This is a genomic window from Aliiglaciecola sp. 2_MG-2023 (assembly GCF_030548145.1).
Taxonomy (GTDB): Bacteria; Pseudomonadota; Gammaproteobacteria; order Enterobacterales; family Alteromonadaceae; genus Aliiglaciecola; species Aliiglaciecola lipolytica_A.
Map to the genome: position 1 here is coordinate 57377 of NZ_JAUORY010000023.1, position 16985 is coordinate 74361.

General features: G+C 44.1%; 13 protein-coding genes and 1 pseudogene. 8 read left to right on the forward strand and 6 right to left on the reverse strand.

All coding sequences use genetic code 11. The annotated features are described in order from the left end of the window. The first annotated feature begins 120 nt into the window (after positions 1-120). Positions 121-570 carry an Lrp/AsnC family transcriptional regulator gene (locus tag Q4567_RS18345; protein ID WP_303501482.1) on the forward strand — a complete coding sequence of 150 codons (450 nt, stop codon included), beginning with the start codon at positions 121-123 and terminating at the stop codon, positions 568-570. Positions 571-589: 19 nt separating this feature from the next. Here the strand turns inward: Q4567_RS18345 and Q4567_RS18350 are convergent, their stop codons facing one another. The 3 genes from Q4567_RS18350 to Q4567_RS18360 form a co-directional block, all read right to left on the reverse strand. Next, positions 590-1462: a RimK family alpha-L-glutamate ligase gene (locus Q4567_RS18350; protein ID WP_303501484.1), complete on the reverse strand. Its 873-nt coding sequence runs from the start codon at positions 1460-1462 to the stop codon at positions 590-592. Positions 1463-1638: 176 nt separating this feature from the next. After that, on the reverse strand, positions 1639-2634 hold the full coding sequence (locus tag Q4567_RS18355) for a hypothetical protein (RefSeq protein WP_216050541.1): 996 nt from the start codon (positions 2632-2634) through the stop codon (positions 1639-1641). A gap of 87 nt (positions 2635-2721) precedes the next feature. Next, the gene (locus Q4567_RS18360) at positions 2722-3285 is read right to left on the reverse strand and encodes a DsrE family protein (RefSeq protein WP_252729420.1); all 564 of its coding nucleotides are present in this window, start codon (positions 3283-3285) and stop codon (positions 2722-2724) included. A gap of 375 nt (positions 3286-3660) precedes the next feature. On the opposite strand from Q4567_RS18360, the gene Q4567_RS18365 reads away from it, so the two are divergent. The 7 genes from Q4567_RS18365 to Q4567_RS18395 all read left to right on the forward strand — a co-directional run bounded on the left by Q4567_RS18365 (position 3661) and on the right by Q4567_RS18395 (position 12316). Continuing rightward, positions 3661-4827 carry an efflux RND transporter periplasmic adaptor subunit gene (locus tag Q4567_RS18365; protein WP_216050542.1) on the forward strand — a complete coding sequence of 389 codons (1167 nt, stop codon included), beginning with the start codon at positions 3661-3663 and terminating at the stop codon, positions 4825-4827. 10 nt (positions 4828-4837) lie between these two features. After that, positions 4838-7972 carry an efflux RND transporter permease subunit gene (locus Q4567_RS18370; protein WP_216050543.1) on the forward strand — a complete coding sequence of 1045 codons (3135 nt, stop codon included), beginning with the start codon at positions 4838-4840 and terminating at the stop codon, positions 7970-7972. Positions 7973-8613: 641 nt separating this feature from the next. Continuing rightward, positions 8614-8811, forward strand: coding sequence for a twin-arginine translocase TatA/TatE family subunit (locus Q4567_RS18375; protein ID WP_216050544.1), 198 nt, complete (start codon positions 8614-8616; stop codon positions 8809-8811). Between the two features lie 21 nt (positions 8812-8832). Further along, positions 8833-9228 (forward strand): preprotein translocase subunit TatB, encoded by a 396-nt coding sequence (locus Q4567_RS18380; protein WP_216050545.1) that lies wholly within the window; start codon positions 8833-8835, stop codon positions 9226-9228. After that, positions 9225-10061, forward strand: a complete 837-nt coding sequence (tatC, locus tag Q4567_RS18385; RefSeq protein ID WP_303501487.1) for a twin-arginine translocase subunit TatC — start codon at positions 9225-9227, stop codon at positions 10059-10061. The genes Q4567_RS18380 and tatC overlap by 4 nt, the downstream gene beginning before the upstream one ends. 163 nt (positions 10062-10224) lie before the next feature. After that, positions 10225-11679 carry an alkaline phosphatase PhoX gene (locus tag Q4567_RS18390; protein ID WP_303501489.1) on the forward strand — a complete coding sequence of 485 codons (1455 nt, stop codon included), beginning with the start codon at positions 10225-10227 and terminating at the stop codon, positions 11677-11679. A gap of 67 nt (positions 11680-11746) precedes the next feature. Then, positions 11747-12316 carry a PEP-CTERM sorting domain-containing protein gene (locus tag Q4567_RS18395; RefSeq protein ID WP_303501492.1) on the forward strand — a complete coding sequence of 190 codons (570 nt, stop codon included), beginning with the start codon at positions 11747-11749 and terminating at the stop codon, positions 12314-12316. Positions 12317-12595: 279 nt separating this feature from the next. Here the strand turns inward: Q4567_RS18395 and Q4567_RS18400 are convergent, their stop codons facing one another. From Q4567_RS18400 to Q4567_RS18410, 3 genes and pseudogenes are all read right to left on the reverse strand, one after another. Further along, positions 12596-13327 carry a MauE/DoxX family redox-associated membrane protein gene (locus Q4567_RS18400; RefSeq protein WP_303501494.1) on the reverse strand — a complete coding sequence of 244 codons (732 nt, stop codon included), beginning with the start codon at positions 13325-13327 and terminating at the stop codon, positions 12596-12598. Between the two features lie 261 nt (positions 13328-13588). Next, positions 13589-16747, reverse strand: coding sequence for an efflux RND transporter permease subunit (locus Q4567_RS18405; protein ID WP_303501496.1), 3159 nt, complete (start codon positions 16745-16747; stop codon positions 13589-13591). Then, a pseudogene (locus tag Q4567_RS18410) lies at positions 16740-16985 on the reverse strand (hypothetical protein); the annotation flags it as partial. The gene Q4567_RS18405 and the pseudogene Q4567_RS18410, both read right to left, overlap by 8 nt.

Genomic DNA, 16985 nt, shown 5'->3' on the forward strand with positions numbered 1-16985 from the left:
TGGATTTTATGGTAATGGATCGGGATTTGAACATTGTTCCTGAATCACTTGATATTTTGCAATTTTTAGAACAAAGTTTCATTTATTCAGAAATAATAAGAACGAATGTCGGAATAAGCCATGAATGATAGAGATAAACAAATCGTTTCCAAACTAGAAGAAGATGGCCGTTTGTCCTTCGCCACCCTTGGCGATTCAATTGGTTTGAGCAAAACTCCCTGCTGGAATAGAGTAAAAGCCTTGCAACAGAAGCAGATAATTACCGGGTTTTCAGCGATTTTATCGCCACAAGCCATGGGACTTAATATTCGAGCGCTAGTCAACGTGGTCATTGACATTGGCCAACACCAGAAATTTGAACAAGCAATTATTGAGCACGCTTCGATACGCTCCTGTCACGCAATCACAGGAGAGTTCGACTATGTATTGGAGATTTTAGCCAAGGACATAACTGACTTTGATGAATTGCTGCGAGTAGATTTAAGTAAGCTTCCTGGGGTTTTACGTTTTAACACTTCAATTACTACTCGCTTAGTTAAGCAAAACGGACATTACAGCAAAATGCTTTAAATCACTTGCAAACATTTTGCTAGTTGCCTCGGCCATATTTATCCACAAAACCATCGGCAAAGCGTTGTGCAGAGTCCACATCCATATTGAAATACAATGAGGGTTCAATCAATTCAACTTCCATTGTCACGTAGGTGTCTTTGTATTTAACTAGGTCGATACGGGCATACAACGGCATTTCCGGTAAGGCTGCTAGCACCTTTTGTGCGCTCGCTAATATATGTTCGTCGGCTTCTACACTTCGAAGTTGTCCACCATGTTCTTCTTGCACTCGAAAATCATTTTGTTTGGGCACTTTAACAATGCAATGACTGTATTGTCCGTTAAAATAAAACAATGAATATTCGCCTTCGTTAATCACACTCTTTAAAAAAGGTTGGATCATAAATGGACGAGTGGAAAATACCTCAGTCAAACCTTCTTGCTCTTCCACCACAGATTCGAGCGACAAACGATAGGTGTAATCGGCATTTGCACTGACTAAAGGTTTGACGACGATTTCTCGGCTATTAAATTGTTCAAAAGCACCTTTCATAAATGCTAAATCGAAAGTGTCACACCAGATAGTAGGTACTATCCCCACGCCCTTGGCTTCAAGTGACTTTAAATAGTCTTTACGGATATTCCACTGTACCAACGCTAAACTGTTCTCTAGTTTTGCTGTGCTGCTGTCTATTTGTTGTAAACGCGCTAAAAAGGCATCGGCGTTATTTTGATAATCCCAGGTACTGCGAATTATCACCACTTCGTAGTCATCCCAGTTGGTACCGTCTGCATGCCAAGAAATTTCAACTGCTTCCCAGCCCATTTCTGCCAGAGGCTCGTAAGCTAGGTGATCGTAAACGAAAAAATCTTCCAGATCGTCAGTCGATAAAATTGCTACTTTTCGCATCGGTTATCCTCCGAGTAATTGCAAATACATAGGTTATTAGGTTGAAACGCAGGATTTAGGGTAACGAAGAATCTACGCCTTCACCAGCATTGTTAAAATTTTGTTAGAAATCACTATTGCAATAGCGTGTTACTTTAGACAAGCAACTTTCACACTGCGGTCTAACTCACTTGGCGTTAGGCGAAAAACAGCGATTTGTTGATTAGTTGAAAGCCAGCCCAAGTCAACAATGGAATAGATATTAATATGGTGACTCGTACTATCAATTGAAAGGCATTTGCCCATTTTTTTGGTGGGGTGTTATGTAGGCGTTCTGTATCACTTAAAATCAGATCTCGTTCACGTGGCGTTAACTTTTCAAAACTGACATGGGGTGTCATCTCCGAAAAATGCCACTCATATTGATTAGCTGCTTTGAGGGTTTCAAAAGTACTACTTTTTATTTGTTTGATTCGCAACAGTGGATAAAAGGTCAGGTTAATTAGGATTAAAAAGACCGTTCCGGCCATGATAAAGTCTTTAAATTGAGGTTCCCCGCCAATCCACAGTAATGGTACTAGTGACAGACCGATAGAAAAGAACAATGCATTCCAAAAAACCGCTTTAGAAAAAGGATAAGTGTGATGGCTTCGAAACAGCTCTACAGTTAAATGTTCAACAATGAACTTATCAATAATGTGCGTATTACGCAGAATTACTGCAATAGCTAAACAGATACCTGTCCACATCCACCATGTCTGTAAAATCAAAGGAAAACGTTTGAGGTTACCTTCAAAGCCCAATTCTTCTATGTAAAAAAGACGCTCGCTATATAAATAGCTGAACATAATAACGAAGCCAGCAATCAGGCTGAATAGCAATACTTTACGGGGAATTTGGCTGATTTTATTCGCAATGATGCTCGACTCGTTAAGTGACAAGCCGCAATTTTGCGCATTTTTTAAGACTTCTTTATAGGCAATTGAAATAATCAACGGCAAAATAAGGTAGCTAAAAGCGCCAATTATTGGCAACCCTAACGCAGCCCCAACATCTCTAACCTGCTCTACATTAGAAATTGAGTTAGGACTTACTATCAAACCACTAAGTGTATTCAGTGCAATAAAACAAACCGCAATACAAATTGCCAAATACGCTGAATTCACAGTTAAATTAAAACTTCTACTACTCACAAACGTCCAATCACTACTTACTATTTGTTAACGAACAAAATTTGTCCGGCTAATATTTATACATTTAAACAACTAAAAAGCAAAAGTTTAAAATGGATTAAGTGAATACCCTTGCTGATTCAACAAGGCATGAGCCGTCATAGCTGAAAGCGACATTTGAACTCCGTCTATCAGATCTTGATTGGCAATCTCATCAAAGGCGGCTGACTGGCCACATAAGAACACTTGAACATTGTTTTTTAACAGCTCAGTGATCAACGGATGATTAGGGTTGTCGGTAGCAAAACGTTTTTTATAGGCTTTGGGATTAAGTAAATCGTTACCCGCGCGGCCATGCACTACCAAAGCCAATTGAATGTTTTCTTGCTTTGCGCCGTTAGCCACCAGCATATTGATAAACCGAGCTAAACTACCAAAGTGACGGTTAAGCTTCTTCTCGCCACTGACTTTACTCACGTCGAATGCCACTTTGAATTTAGTATCGCTATCAAAAGTTTGATCAATTTGCACTTTTGCGTGTTTCCCGAAATTATGGATCACAGGACCAGAGCTAAAGACTTCCGCCTTTTTGCTTTCAGCTGCGACACTTTCAGTTAAGCCACCTTGCCAACAGATCACCAAAACACCCAACATTAGAATAAACTGTTTCAACCTTTTCACTCCCAATTCGAATAAGTGACAAATTCTACCTTACTTTTGCAAATTCTCTGAGTACGATTTTGCCCTTTACTTTATGTTTAAACCCAATGGTAATTCCAAGCGTACCAACGATTGTTGCCAAGGTTACAAGTTAAGACACATATTTTAACAAATCAGCTAAGGTAAAATCTTCTTTATTGCCATTAGACAAGGTAAGATTGTCGGCCTTTAAAACAGTGAAAGATATTCAGGCATTCTTCAAAACGGTTAATCGCTGTTTTGAGAAGACCTTAGGTGTGAAGTAGTTGATTTGTGAGTGTTGGTCTGAAAACGACAGGTACAGCAAACAGATGCCCATAAAGTATAAAAATAAAAATGTGAGTTAGTATGAATAATACATGGATTAGAGCCCTGCTATTTATTGGTGTAGTTGGTTTGGGAATTGGCGCTATGATAATAATTGGCGCATCAGGTAAAGAAGAACCAGCAGAAGAAAAAGTAGATACTCGCCCGCTGGTCAATATTATTCCTGCAGAATCCATGAATTATCAGGTTTTGATTCATAGTTTTGGTGAAGTCACACCGCTAGAAAGTACTAATTTGTCTGCTCAGGTATCAGGTGAAGTGACCAGCTGGAACCCTAAATTTGTTGCCGGTGGACTAGTCAAACGCGGCGAAGTTTTATTTAGCATTGAAAAAGACACCTACGAAGCCGCGCTATTGCAAGCAGAAGCGGAATATACCCAAGCCCAGGCAGCATTAATTGAAGAACAAGCCCGCGCCGAAGTAGCAAAACAAGAAGCGAAAAACTTCCCATCAAGTCAAGTGAGTGACTTGTACCTACGTAAACCGCAAGTGATGAGTGCCCAAGCTGCCCTAAAATCTGCGCAAGCAAGAATGAAAATAGCGCAGCGTGATTTAGACAATTGCGAAGTGACCGCTCCTTATGATGCGCTCGTCATCGAACGCTCCATTGGCCTTGGAGAATACATAAGCAGTGGCACCCAAGCAGGCACTTTAAACAGTATCGAAGCGGCAGAGATTTTGTTCCCAATTGCTGGATTCGATAGCGCTTTTCTGCCGACCAACTTAGAAAACCAAGACGCAGTGGTGATTATCAAGGGTGCAAAAACCTTTACCCGTGTGGGCAAAATTGCACGTGATACTGGGGTTATCGATCAATCCACCAGAATGAGCCATATTGTGGTTAGAATAGATGACCCTTATGGCTTGAAAAGCCAAGTCCCAGCCTTGAAATTTGGTAGTTATGTAGAGGTCAACATTTCCGGTCAGGTATTAGAAAATGTATACCGCCTACAACAAGACTTGGTCACCAATAAAACTGTGTGGGTCGTTGATAAAGACAACAGGTTACAACCCAAACCAGTGGAGATTATTCGCGAAGAGGGCGCGCACTTTATATTAAAAAGTGGTTTAGACAATCAAGACCGCGTTGTTACTACTATTCCAGAATATCCTCAGAAAAACATGGAAGTACGCCTGTCTAGCGATCCAAAAGATGACGATTTAGTCGCCCAGCAACCGAACCAGTAGGCCGAATATTATGACAAATGAAGCCAAACAGACGGGACTAATCGCCTATTTTGCGAATAACGCAGTAGCCGCCAATTTGCTGATGATTTTTATCGCTATCATGGGTGCAGTCACGTACTTCTCGCTACCCAGACAAATGTTCCCCAGTATTGAAGTAAACTTTATTTCGATTCAAGCCAATTACCCTGGTGCGTCCCCGCAAGAAATTGAAGAAGGTATTCTGATTAAGATTGATGAAGCCTTAAAAGATGTCACCGAAATTAAACGCAGTGTTTCGAGAGCATTTAGAAACAGTGGACGAGTGTCCTTAGAAATCGATCCTGATGAGCAACTATCTGATGTGCTCGACAAAGTTAAGTTGCGTGTGGATGGCATCGCCACGTTTCCAGCGGGTATGGAACCGGTCACGGTTTATCAAGAAGAATTTAATCAAGACGTCATAGAAATGGCAATTGTCGGCGATTCAAGCTTAAAGGACTTGAAACCACTAGCCAAAGATATCGAAAACGAATTGCTGCAATTATCCAATGTATCTTTGGTTGACCTATATGCCCCAGATGACGAAATTGCGGTTGAAATTCAGCCCGACCAGTTACGGAAATACAACATAACCCTTGACGATATTCGTCTGGCGATTCAGCGTTTTTCAGCCAATTATTCGGCCGGCCAACTACGCACCGACACCGGCATCATTTCTGTGCGGGTGGAAAACCAATTCTATAAAGGGGATGAGTTTCGCCGTATCCCAATTAAAATAGGCAACAACGGCGCCCAAGTTTTGCTTGAAGACGTGGCCATTATTCAAGATGGTTTCACCGAAGGCGAACGCTACTTTAGCTTTTCAGGCCAAAACGCCATTTACATGTCGGTGAATGCCACTAAAGACCAAAACATGATCCCCGTGGCAGAATCGGTAAAAGCCTACGTTAAAGAACGCAATAAAACCTTACCCGAGGGCTTGGAACTAAAAATCTTAGTTGATATGACCAAATACGTTACCGAACGATTAAATATGATGCTCAGCAACCTGTTTCAAGGTTCGATTTTAGTTGCATTCATGTTGACCCTGTTCCTACGTTTCAGGCTTGCATTGTGGGTAATGATTGGTCTGCCCGTGTGTTTCTTGGGCGCTATTTTAACCATGAGCATGTTTGGCATTAGCATCAACGTGCTATCGTTGTTTGCGTTTATTATGGTACTGGGCATAGTCGTAGATGACGCCATAGTAATAGGTGAAAGTGCCTATACCGAAATAGAAAAACACGGCGGAGGGGTCGAAAATGTGGTTAGAGGTACAATGCGGGTAGCCACCCCAGCCACCTTCGGAGTACTGACCACCATAGCTGTATTCGTACCATTCACCCAAGGCAGTGGGTTTTTAGGCACTATGATGTGGAACATCGCCGGTGTAGCCATATTTTGTTTAGCCTTTAGCTTAGTTGAATCAAAATTAATCTTACCGGCTCACCTAGCCCATACCAATTTTAAACCTGTCAAAGCAGGCAGTTGGCGAGATAGATTTAATACCCGATTTTTTGGCTTTGTTAACGGCCCATACCGTAACTTCATTGAAGTCAGTACACGCTTCCGCTGGGCAGTATTTGGTACCTTTATTGCCTTGTTACTGACCAGTGTTGGGCTAATTTCCGGCAACTTTGTACGCATGGTTCCATCGCCATCTGTACCACATGATTTCCCTAGTATTCGCATAGAAATGAATGAAACCGTTTCAGATACAGCGACCATAGAGGCATTAAAACTTATCGAAAAAGTTGTCCAGAAAGTGGAGAACGACGTGATAGATGAATACGGCTCTGGCTTGGTCAGAGACACGCTTTCATTTAACGATGGTCGCACCGAAGGTCAGATTCTGGTTGCACTAGTGCCAGAAGAACAACGTCCCTTTGATACCTTTGAATTGGCAAGAAGATGGCGCGCGGAAATACCTGAAATTCCGGGCATGAAGTCATTTACGATTAGAGATGATCCCTTCGCTGAAGGTGGCGGTGATGGTGACTTTGGCTACTTATTATTTGGCTCCGACATTGAGACCCTCAATGCCGCTGGACGAAAATTCATTGAGCTATTGCAACAAGAAAAAGGCCTATTCGATATTAGCTCAACTATCGATCCTGCCAGTAAAGAAATCCAGATGACACTATTACCAGTGGCCTACGATTTAGGCTTGGATCTTTCATCTATCGCCAACCAAGTGGGTGCCAGCTTCTACGGCGGCGAAGCCCAGCGTGTCATTCGTAATGGTGAAGAAGTGAGAGTTATGGTCCGCTACCCTAGGCTGACTCGGGAACGTTTTGCCGAACTAAAATACGCCGTCATCACCACACCTTCTGGTAAAGAAGTGATGTTAGGTGACGTAGTAAGTTTAGAAGAAATGCCCGGCATCAGTTACATCCGCAGAGAAGGCGGCTATAGAAGCGTTTATGTATATGGCAATATCGACGAAGAAGCGGTAGAACCCAATGCCGTAGTCGAAAGAATTGCTGAAAACTTACTGCCTGAAATGCAGAAATTTTTCCCATCGGTGAAAACCGAATTAGGTGGTGCGATAGAAGAAACCCAAGCCCAGCAAAATGAACAAATACTGTTTTTCATTGCCGGCTTAATCATGATGTATATTCTATTGGCCGTGCCGCTGAAAAGTTATATGCAGCCCTTTATGATATTAATGGTGATTCCATTTAGTTTTACAGGAGCAATATGGGGCCACTTTTTCTTTGGCGTTGACCTTAGCACCATGTCGACCTTTGGGCTCATTGCTGCAGCAGGGGTAGTAATCAACGATTCATTGTTAATGACAGATTTTATTAATTCCAGACGCAAAGAAGGCATTCATATAAAACAAGCAGTACTGGACGCAGGTTGTGCTCGTTTCAGAGCAATCACATTAACCTCGATCACCACTTTTGTGGGGGTATTGCCAATCATGTTCGAAACCAGCATGCAAGCCCGGATGGTAGTGCCCATGGCCATCGCACTAGGCTTCGCCGTAATGTACGCCACCATAGTAACCTTGGTTCTGATACCAAGCATGTACCTGATATTGGAAGATATTAGATTACCGTTTAGATGGATCAAAGCACGCCTATCCAAATCCGAACCAACCCCACAACAAAGCACCCCATAGGCGGGTGCTTTAGCCTCACTAACACCTGCGTATTCATGGGGGTTTTCCATGGGCTTTCTCCATGGCCTGAAGGCCATGCTACAACCCGCGTTTACCGTGATGTATTGTATTCCCCCTGTAGGCGGATGCTTTAGCCCCGCGAAAATGACAAATATTCCATGGCCTGAAGGCCATGCTACGGGGAGCCCCCCCTCCTGTAGGCGGGTGCTTTAGCCCCGCGAAAATGATAAATATTCCATGGCCTGAAGGCCATGCTACAAGAGATAACCTCCGTCTCCTGCGGATCCATGGCCTAAAGACCATGCTACGGGGAGCCCCACATCTGTAGGCGGGTGCTTTAGCCCCGCGAAAATGTAAAATATGCCTTGGTCTGAAGGCCATGCTACAAGGGCGATAAAATCCGGCTTCTGCGGATCCATGGCCTAAAGGCCATGCTACAAGGGCGATAAAATCTGGCTTCTGCGGATCCATGGCCTAAAGGCCATGCTACAGGGCAATTAAATCCGGCTTCTGCGGATCCATGGCCTAAAGGCCATGCTACGGGCCGTCACCTGCTACTTACTTTTAAATTTCATAATTTCGTCACAGCTTAGTCATACTTTAATCGCATGCTTTATCTTCGTTAATTGGAGAAAGCAAAAATGAGTTTAAGTATTTGGCAATTGGTTTTAGTGGCGTTGTTGTTCATTTTATTGTTTGGCAGAGGTCGTATCCCTGCATTAATGGGAGACTTGGCTCAAGGTATCAAGAGCTTCAAACAAGGCATTGGCGAAAACGACGAAACAGCGACTCAAACACCGACTGAGTCACAGCCAAAAGACAAGTTAGAAAACCAATAATTACACTGTCTGGAGCACCTTATGTTTGATCTCAGCTGGGTAGAACTTGGTTTTGTGGCCGCCATCGCACTATTGGTAATTGGTCCTAAAGACCTGCCAAAAATGTTCAAAATGATTAATCAGTTTGTGACCAAAGCAAAACGCACTATCAATGACGTTAAAGGCGGCTTTAAACAACTTGAAAATGAAATACGCATAGTTGAAGGCACTACGCCGGAGTCAACAAACTGGAAGCAACTATTACCAGACGAGATACGCAACTTGCCCGATGATTTCATACCCGGCTCGCAACACGCCGAATATCACAGTAACCGTGAACAGCAAATAGCAAACAAAAAAGCTGAAATCGAGCAGCATCAAACGACGCAACTAGAGCAAAACAACGCCACTCCCACAAAACAGGAACAGGCGAAATGAAACAATCTCAACCAAACGACAGTCACTTAAATAACGATGGGGCAAACAAAAGCCACACTGAAAATAAAGCGCCACTGCTGACTCACTTAATAGAATTGCGCAGACGCCTACTCTTCTGTTTTGCGTTTTTTGCTTTAATGTTTGGTGTTTCTTACTTTTTTGCAGAACAAATTTACAGCTTCTTACAACAACCTTTGTACCAAATTTTCGGGCCGGACAGCGGCAGAAGAATGATCTACACCGGCTTACATGAAGCGTTTTTTACCTATATTAAACTTGCCTTCTTTAGTGCCACTTTTTGTACTTTACCCATCACCTTAATTCAAGTCTGGAAGTTCATTGCCCCGGGCATGTATAAAAACGAACAAAAGGCTCTCTCACCACTGTTTATAGCCACCCCAATTTTGTTTGTAATGGGCGCAGCCCTAGCCTTTTATGTGGTGATGCCATTAGCTTGGGAGTTTTTCATAAGCTTTGAATCAAGCGGGCAAAACGCCACTATCAATGTTGAACTGGAAGCTAAAATGAGTGAATACCTAGCATTGGTGATCCGCTTAATCTTAGCCTTTGGGCTGTGTTTCGAATTACCAGTTTTACTGCTGGTTTTAGCCAAAGCAGGAGTGATTGATGGGCAAACCCTAAAAGACTACCGAAAGCACGCCGTAGTCGCGGTATTTTTCATTGCCGCGTTAATTACACCTCCAGATTTAATTTCGCAGATAGCCTTAGGCGTGCCTATTTTAGCCTTGTACGAATTGTCGATTGTACTGATAAATTGGACCCAATCAGACAAACAACAAATACTTCGCAAGCAAATGGACCAGTCCAACTAACTGATTAATAAAAAAGCAATATTTGTGTCATTAAAAGTTTAAAAAAGCGTAAAAAAACAGATCCTAAACTGTCATTTAAGGTCGGTAGATTAGTTGTCAGCAGGTTGTTTTCTAAAACAGAATTCAACTATCGCCAAACCACTAATAAAGGACCGGAGACAACATGTCAGAACAAGATTTAATACCACAAAATAATGATAAAATTGAACCTGCTTTTAGCCGCCGTCAAGTGTTAAAAGGTGGCTCTATTGCCGCAGCAAGTACTGCTTTTGCAGCGGTTTCTAGTAAAGCACAAGCTGCGTCTTTACCTTTTACCAGCTCATATGGTCCATTAGTACCAACAGCTGACAAAGCCACTGGTCTAAACCTACTTTCTTTACCAGAAGGTTTTGAATACACCTCATACGGTTGGACAGGCCAAACACAATCAGACCTTTTGCCGACTCCTACTGATCATGACGGCATGGGTATTGCTGCTGTTAAAGGCAACATCATCTGTCTTGTTCGCAACCACGAATGTTCAGAAGGCGAAGGCGCTCCAGCATCACCTCGCGGTGGCCGTGGCGTATATAACGCTGCGCAAAACGGCGGCACTACTAACCTGATGTTTGATGTAGTTAAAGGTGAATTTTTATCTTCATACAACAGCTTAGGCGGCACGATCAGAAACTGTGCTGGCGGAAGCACACCTTGGGGAACGTGGTTATCTTGTGAAGAAACGTTCCACACCTGGAATCAAGGTCCACAAGGCGAAAACCACGGTTATGTATTCGAAGTACCTGGATTTGGTATTTCTGATGGCCAACCAATTCGCGAAATGGGTCGTTTCTCACACGAAGCTGCCGCTGTAGATCCAGCAACAGGCTATGTATATGAAACTGAAGATGCAGGTTCATCTGCATTCTACAGATTTGTTCCAGACGGCGAATGGGGTGACTTGAAGTCGGGCGGTAGCTTGTACGGAATGGTACTAAACGGTGAGTCTCGCGTTGATTTACGTGGTGGCCTTACAGTAGGAACAGTTTGGGATGTTACTTGGCAAGAAATTGCTGATCCAGATGCAACAACTGATAGATGTTACAACCAAGCTTCAGACGCTGCAATTGTAGAACGTGGCGAAGGTTGCTGGTACGACGATGGCAAGATCTACTTCGTATCTACTTCAGGCGGCGCTGCAAATCTTGGTCAAATCTTCTGCTACGATCCTCGTAAAGAAACACTAACCATTATTTTTGAATCTTCAGACGCTGTGAATGAAGTTAACGCGCCAGATAACATCGCTGTTAGCCCACGTGGAAACATCTTGATGTGTGAAGATGGAAGCTCTAACCCTAAACGTCTAATCGGTTTAACCCTATCAGGTGAAACCTTCCCATTCGTTGAAAACAACGTGTCTTTGGACCAAGGCGATTTAGCCCACATCGATTCAATTTATCCGGGTACAGCAGCTAACTTCTGGGACTCAGTAGGTGACTCAACAGACGGTAGCAACAGACGCAGCTTCACTAGCCAAGAAATGGCTGGCGCATGTTTCTTTGGTCGTTGGTTATTCGTAAACGTGCAATCTCCAGGTGTGACTTTCGCAATCACAGGTCCTTGGGAAAACGGCGCACTTTAATTTAAAAATAACAACAAATGGCACCTCGAAACACTTCGCAGGTGCCTGATTAACTTTAGGAAAGACTATGAAACGTATATTAACTCCCATGCTTGCAGCTTTAGTGTTGCTTTGCAGCGCATCAGCTTCAGCTTCTATCATTTCACTTCCAAGCAGCGGCTTACTTTCTGACTCAGTAGTTGGCGATAGCGGTTGGTTAAATGAAGACACTTTTGGTGACGGAATTGACTTCATCACATTCGATGTTGCAGCACAATCTACCTTCTCTGCCACCACAGCTTCATTTATCACTATGGGTTTGAGCTTATATCAAGGTACTGTTGCTAATGATTTCGCCATTCCTTTTTCAAATAGCGGCGACTTTAGCGACTTGTTCAGCTTCCTAGTTTACGTAGATGGTAACAGCCCATTTGTACCAGGTTTAGGCGGAAGCTTAACTGGCTTGGTATTAGAAGCAGGCTCATACACCCTTGCAGTCGGTGGGAACGAAGGTTTCTTCGATACTTTCACTGATTACGCTTATAACCTAGACGTAGCGATTGCTGAAGTACAACAAGTTCCAGAGCCATCAGCACTGTTTTTATTGTTTTTCGGTATCGCTGGATTGTTAGCTGCTCGCAAACAACAAACAAAATAAACCGCGAAACAATCATCGAATACCAAGGGGCAAACGCCCCTTTTTTGTTTTGTCCTCGCAAATGCCAAACCCATGGCCCCGCAATCCATGGCCCGCGTTCCATGGCCTAAAGGCCATGCTACAAGGACGTTAACATCCGGCTTCTGCGGATCCATGGCCTGAAGGCCATGCTACAACAGAACATCTACCTGAAGGCGGGTGCTTTAGCCCCGCGAAATAGTAAACCATCCCAACATCGGCGGTTCCTCCATTGGGATTTCCCATGGCCTAAAGACCATGCTACAGGGTTAACATCCACAAGCCGGCGGCTATCATAAATAGGTTTTCGGTTAATGAAACGGCTCCTAGTGGAACATCACTTTTACCGCCGACGCAGGCACATTTGAGATCACGTTTGTCGATATAAACAGCCTTAAATACCGAAACCGCGCCAATCCCACCAATCAATAGGGATATTGGCGCAATCATTAATGTGGGCAGATTTGCCACCATTCCGATCCCAACAAATGCCTCTAGAAATGGATATACATAGGCATACGGCACAACCCGCATTGCCAGTAAGTCATAGGTGATAAACGAATTTGAGAAGCTATACAAATCTCGCAGTTTTTGCACTGCGAGAATCGCCATGGAAAATGCAACAAAGAGCATTAATGTCTCAATTGAGAACATAATCGACAGCGAAGGATAGGCCAACGCCACCGCTAAAAGCGCAGCGACTGCAAATATTGCAATCACAGGTGTGTAAGTTTTACCTTGTTGTCCGGGTTCTGACATACCAAAAAAGGCTCTTAGATCATCATATCCACCGACCCTTTCACCGTTGATAAAAGTTTGTGGAGTGGTTTTAACATCATGGAGTTTTTTAAATTCATCCGTTTCCTGACGAGACGCCAATTTGTGATCCTCTACGATGAAACCTTTTCTTTGCAATAAGTCTTTGGATTTTAAACCAAAAGGACAAATATGTTGCGAGGTTTCCATTCGATATAGTTTTGCAGTATTTTTCATATTTCCTCCAATATACCTTAGTGCCTGTAGGCGGGTGCTTTAGCCCCGTGAAATGGTAAACCATCCCAACATCGGCGGTTCCATTGGGATTTCCCATGGCCTGAAGGCCATGCTACGGGCGATAGATTCCAACTCCCGCGTTTCCATGGCCTAAAGGCCATGCTACAAGAGAAATAACCTCCCCCACCTGTAGGCGGGTGCTTTAGCCCCGCGGGTTGCCATGGGTTTTTTCCATGGTTTTTCCATGGCCTTCAGGCCATGCTACAGATTTAGTTGGTGTTTTCGCCATAAATAAAAGACCACCGGAATAACCAATAACGACAATAACAATGCACTTGCCATGCCACCTACCATGGGTGCTGCGATACGGCTCATTACCTCGGAACCTGTACCTGTGCCATACATGACGGGCAACAATCCAATCATCACTGTTGCAACCGTCATAATCACTGGTCTTACTCGTTTTCCAGCGCCGTCTAAAATGGCTTCAATTAACGCACTTTTGGTAACAGGCACCGCACCAGTCGAGGGTTCATTAACATGCCTGTCCACGTTAGCGTTTTCATGCCTGTCCAGTAAAACCTGAAAAGCCTGATTCAGATAAACCAACATGATCACCCCTATTTCCACGGCCACGCCGGCCAAAGCGATAAAGCCGACACCAACAGCCACCGATAAATTAAAGCCTTCAAGGTAAAGCAACCAAATTCCGCCAATTAACGCCAGCGGTAAGGTGCCCATGATGATGATGACTTCCACAACATTTCGAAAGTTCATGTATAGCAGAAGCACAATAATTGCCAGCGTTAATGGCACAACATAACTGAGCTTTTGAGTAGCACGCTGCATATATTCATACTGTCCTGCCCATTGCAGACTGTAACCTGTAGGTAAATCCAAATTTTCTGCTAAGCGTACCTTGGCGTTTTCCACATAGCTGCCCACATCAATATTCTCAATATCAATGTAGGTCCAACCGTTGATCCGCGCATTCTCACTCTTAATCCCCGGCGGACCTTCTTCGATATACACTTGGGCGACATCAGCCAGCGCAATTCGTTGGCCATTGGGTGTCACTATGGGTAGCAATTGCAAGGCTTCTGGCGAATCGCGGTAAGATTGTGGGTAACGCACATTCACCGGATAACGTTCCAAGCCCTCAACAGTTTGGGTAATGTTCATTCCACCGATAGCAGTAGCTACCACTTGTTGTACATCACTGATATTAAGACCATAACGGGCTGATTTTTCGCGATTGATATCCACCTTGATGTAACGTCCACCAGCCACACGCTCAGCATAAACCGAAGCCGTGCCGTCCATGGTAGAAAGGATTCTTTCGATATCCTGACCAATACGCTGAATGACTTTGATATCTGGCCCAGCCACTTTAATACCTACGGGGGTTTTAATTCCCGTTGCCAACATATCAATTCGGGTTTGAATCGGCATTACCCAAGCATTGGTTAAGCCCGGCAACTGCACTACCTGATCAAGTTCCTCGCGCAAATCATCAATACTCAACCCCTCTCGCCATTGGGATTGGGGTTTTAATTGAATGACAGTTTCGATCATGGTGAGCGGCGCTGGATCTGTGGCTGTCTCAGCTCGGCCGATTTTGCCAAACACGCTTTTCACCTCGGGAATGGTGGCAATTAATTTATCGGTTTGTTGCAATATCTCGCGGGCTTTACCAATAGATAACCCCGCGTACGTGGTAGGCATATACATCAAATCCCCTTCATCAAAAGGGGGAATAAATTCAGTCCCTATTTTGCTCAGTGGATAAAAACCAACAACTGCCAACACAAACGCCCCAAGCAATGTCAGTTTAGGGAACAGCAGGACTAATTTAAGTACAGGGGTGTAAACCGCAATCAACAACCGATTCAATGGATTTTTAGCTTCACTGATTACTTTGCCACGCACCAAATACCCCATTAACACCGGAATTAAGGTGACAGCCAAGCCCGCTGATGCGGCCATGGCGTAGGTTTTTGTATAGGCCAACGGCGCAAACATCCGGCCTTCTTGAGCTTCTAAAATAAACACCGGCAAAAAGCTCACGGTGATGATCAACAAACTAAAAAATAGTGGTGGCCCCACCTCTGACGCCGCTTTAGCCACTATTTGCCAACGATTTTGCTCAGTTAATGGGGTTTTTTCCATGTGCTTATGCAGATTTTCAATCATTACAATTGCACCGTCGGTCATGGCCCCAATGGCAATGGCTATTCCCCCTAACGACATGATATTGGCATTAATTCCCTGCCAATACATCACGGCAAATGCAATCAAAATACCCATAGGCAAACTCACTACCGCCACAATGGCAGAGCGCAGATGAAATAAGAAAATCGCACACACCAGAGCCACAATAATCAGCTCTTGAGCCAACTTACTCCATAAATTATCCACCGCTCGGTTGATCAGCTCCGACCTATCGTAAACCGTCACCACCTCTACCCCATCGGGTAAGCTAGATTGCAGAGCGGCCAATTTAGCCTTGAGGGAATGAATGGTTTTTTGTGCATTTTCACCAAAGCGCATCACCGCCACGCCACCAACGACTTCACCTTGGCCATTTAGCTCGGCAATCCCCCGGCGCATTTGTGGTCCTAAACGAATATCAGCTACATCGCGCAATTGCAGCGCAGTGCCTTTATCGTTTAATCCAAGGGGAATCGATTCTAAATCGGCAATGCCAGTTAAGTAACCAGTGGCTGTCACCATATATTCGGCTTCGGCCATTTCAATCACCGACGCCCCCACCTCTTGATTGCCTTGGCGAATGGCGTTTTGAATATGACTAAGGGGAATGTTGTAAGCACGCAACTTGTCGGGGTCAATATTCACCTGATACTGTTTTACCATGCCGCCAATAGTGGCAATTTCAGCAATACCTGGCACAGTTTGCAGCTCAAATTTCAAAAACCAATCCTGTAACGAACGCAACTGGCTAATGTCGTGCTGACCGCTTTTATCTGTCAGGGCATACATAAACACCCAGCCCACACCAGTGGCATCAGGCCCCAGCTGCGGCTTCGCGGAATCAGGAAGGCGCGAAGAAACCTGCGATAGATATTCAAGAACCCGACTGCGAGCCCAATAAAGATCAGTTTTGTCGTCAAAAATCACATACACATAAGAATCACCAAAAAATGAGAAACCGCGCACGGTTTGCGCCCCAGGGACCGACAGCATGGCCGTGGTGATGGGATAAGTGACTTGGTCTTCGACCACCTGAGGTGACTGTCCTGGATAACTGGTTTTAATAATCACCTGCACGTCAGACAAATCAGGAATGGCGTCAACGGGTGTATTTTTCACACTATAGACACCCACCCCAATCATCACTGCGGTGCATAACAACACAAAAAATCGATTATGAATGGACCAGTGAATTAGCTTCTCAATCATGCTGCATCCCCTGAGGCTTTTCAGTGTGGTTAGCATGGCTTTCCATGTTGCTGTGATCCATATTGCTGTGGTCCACCTTCTCGTGATTAGCATGGCTGTCCTGTTTATCCATGTCCGACATATCATGGCTGTCCTGTTTATCCATGCCCGACATATCGTGGCTGTCCATGTTGCCGTGGTTCATATTGCTGTGGTCCATGCTCTCGTGATTAGCATGGCTGTCCTGTTTATCCATGTC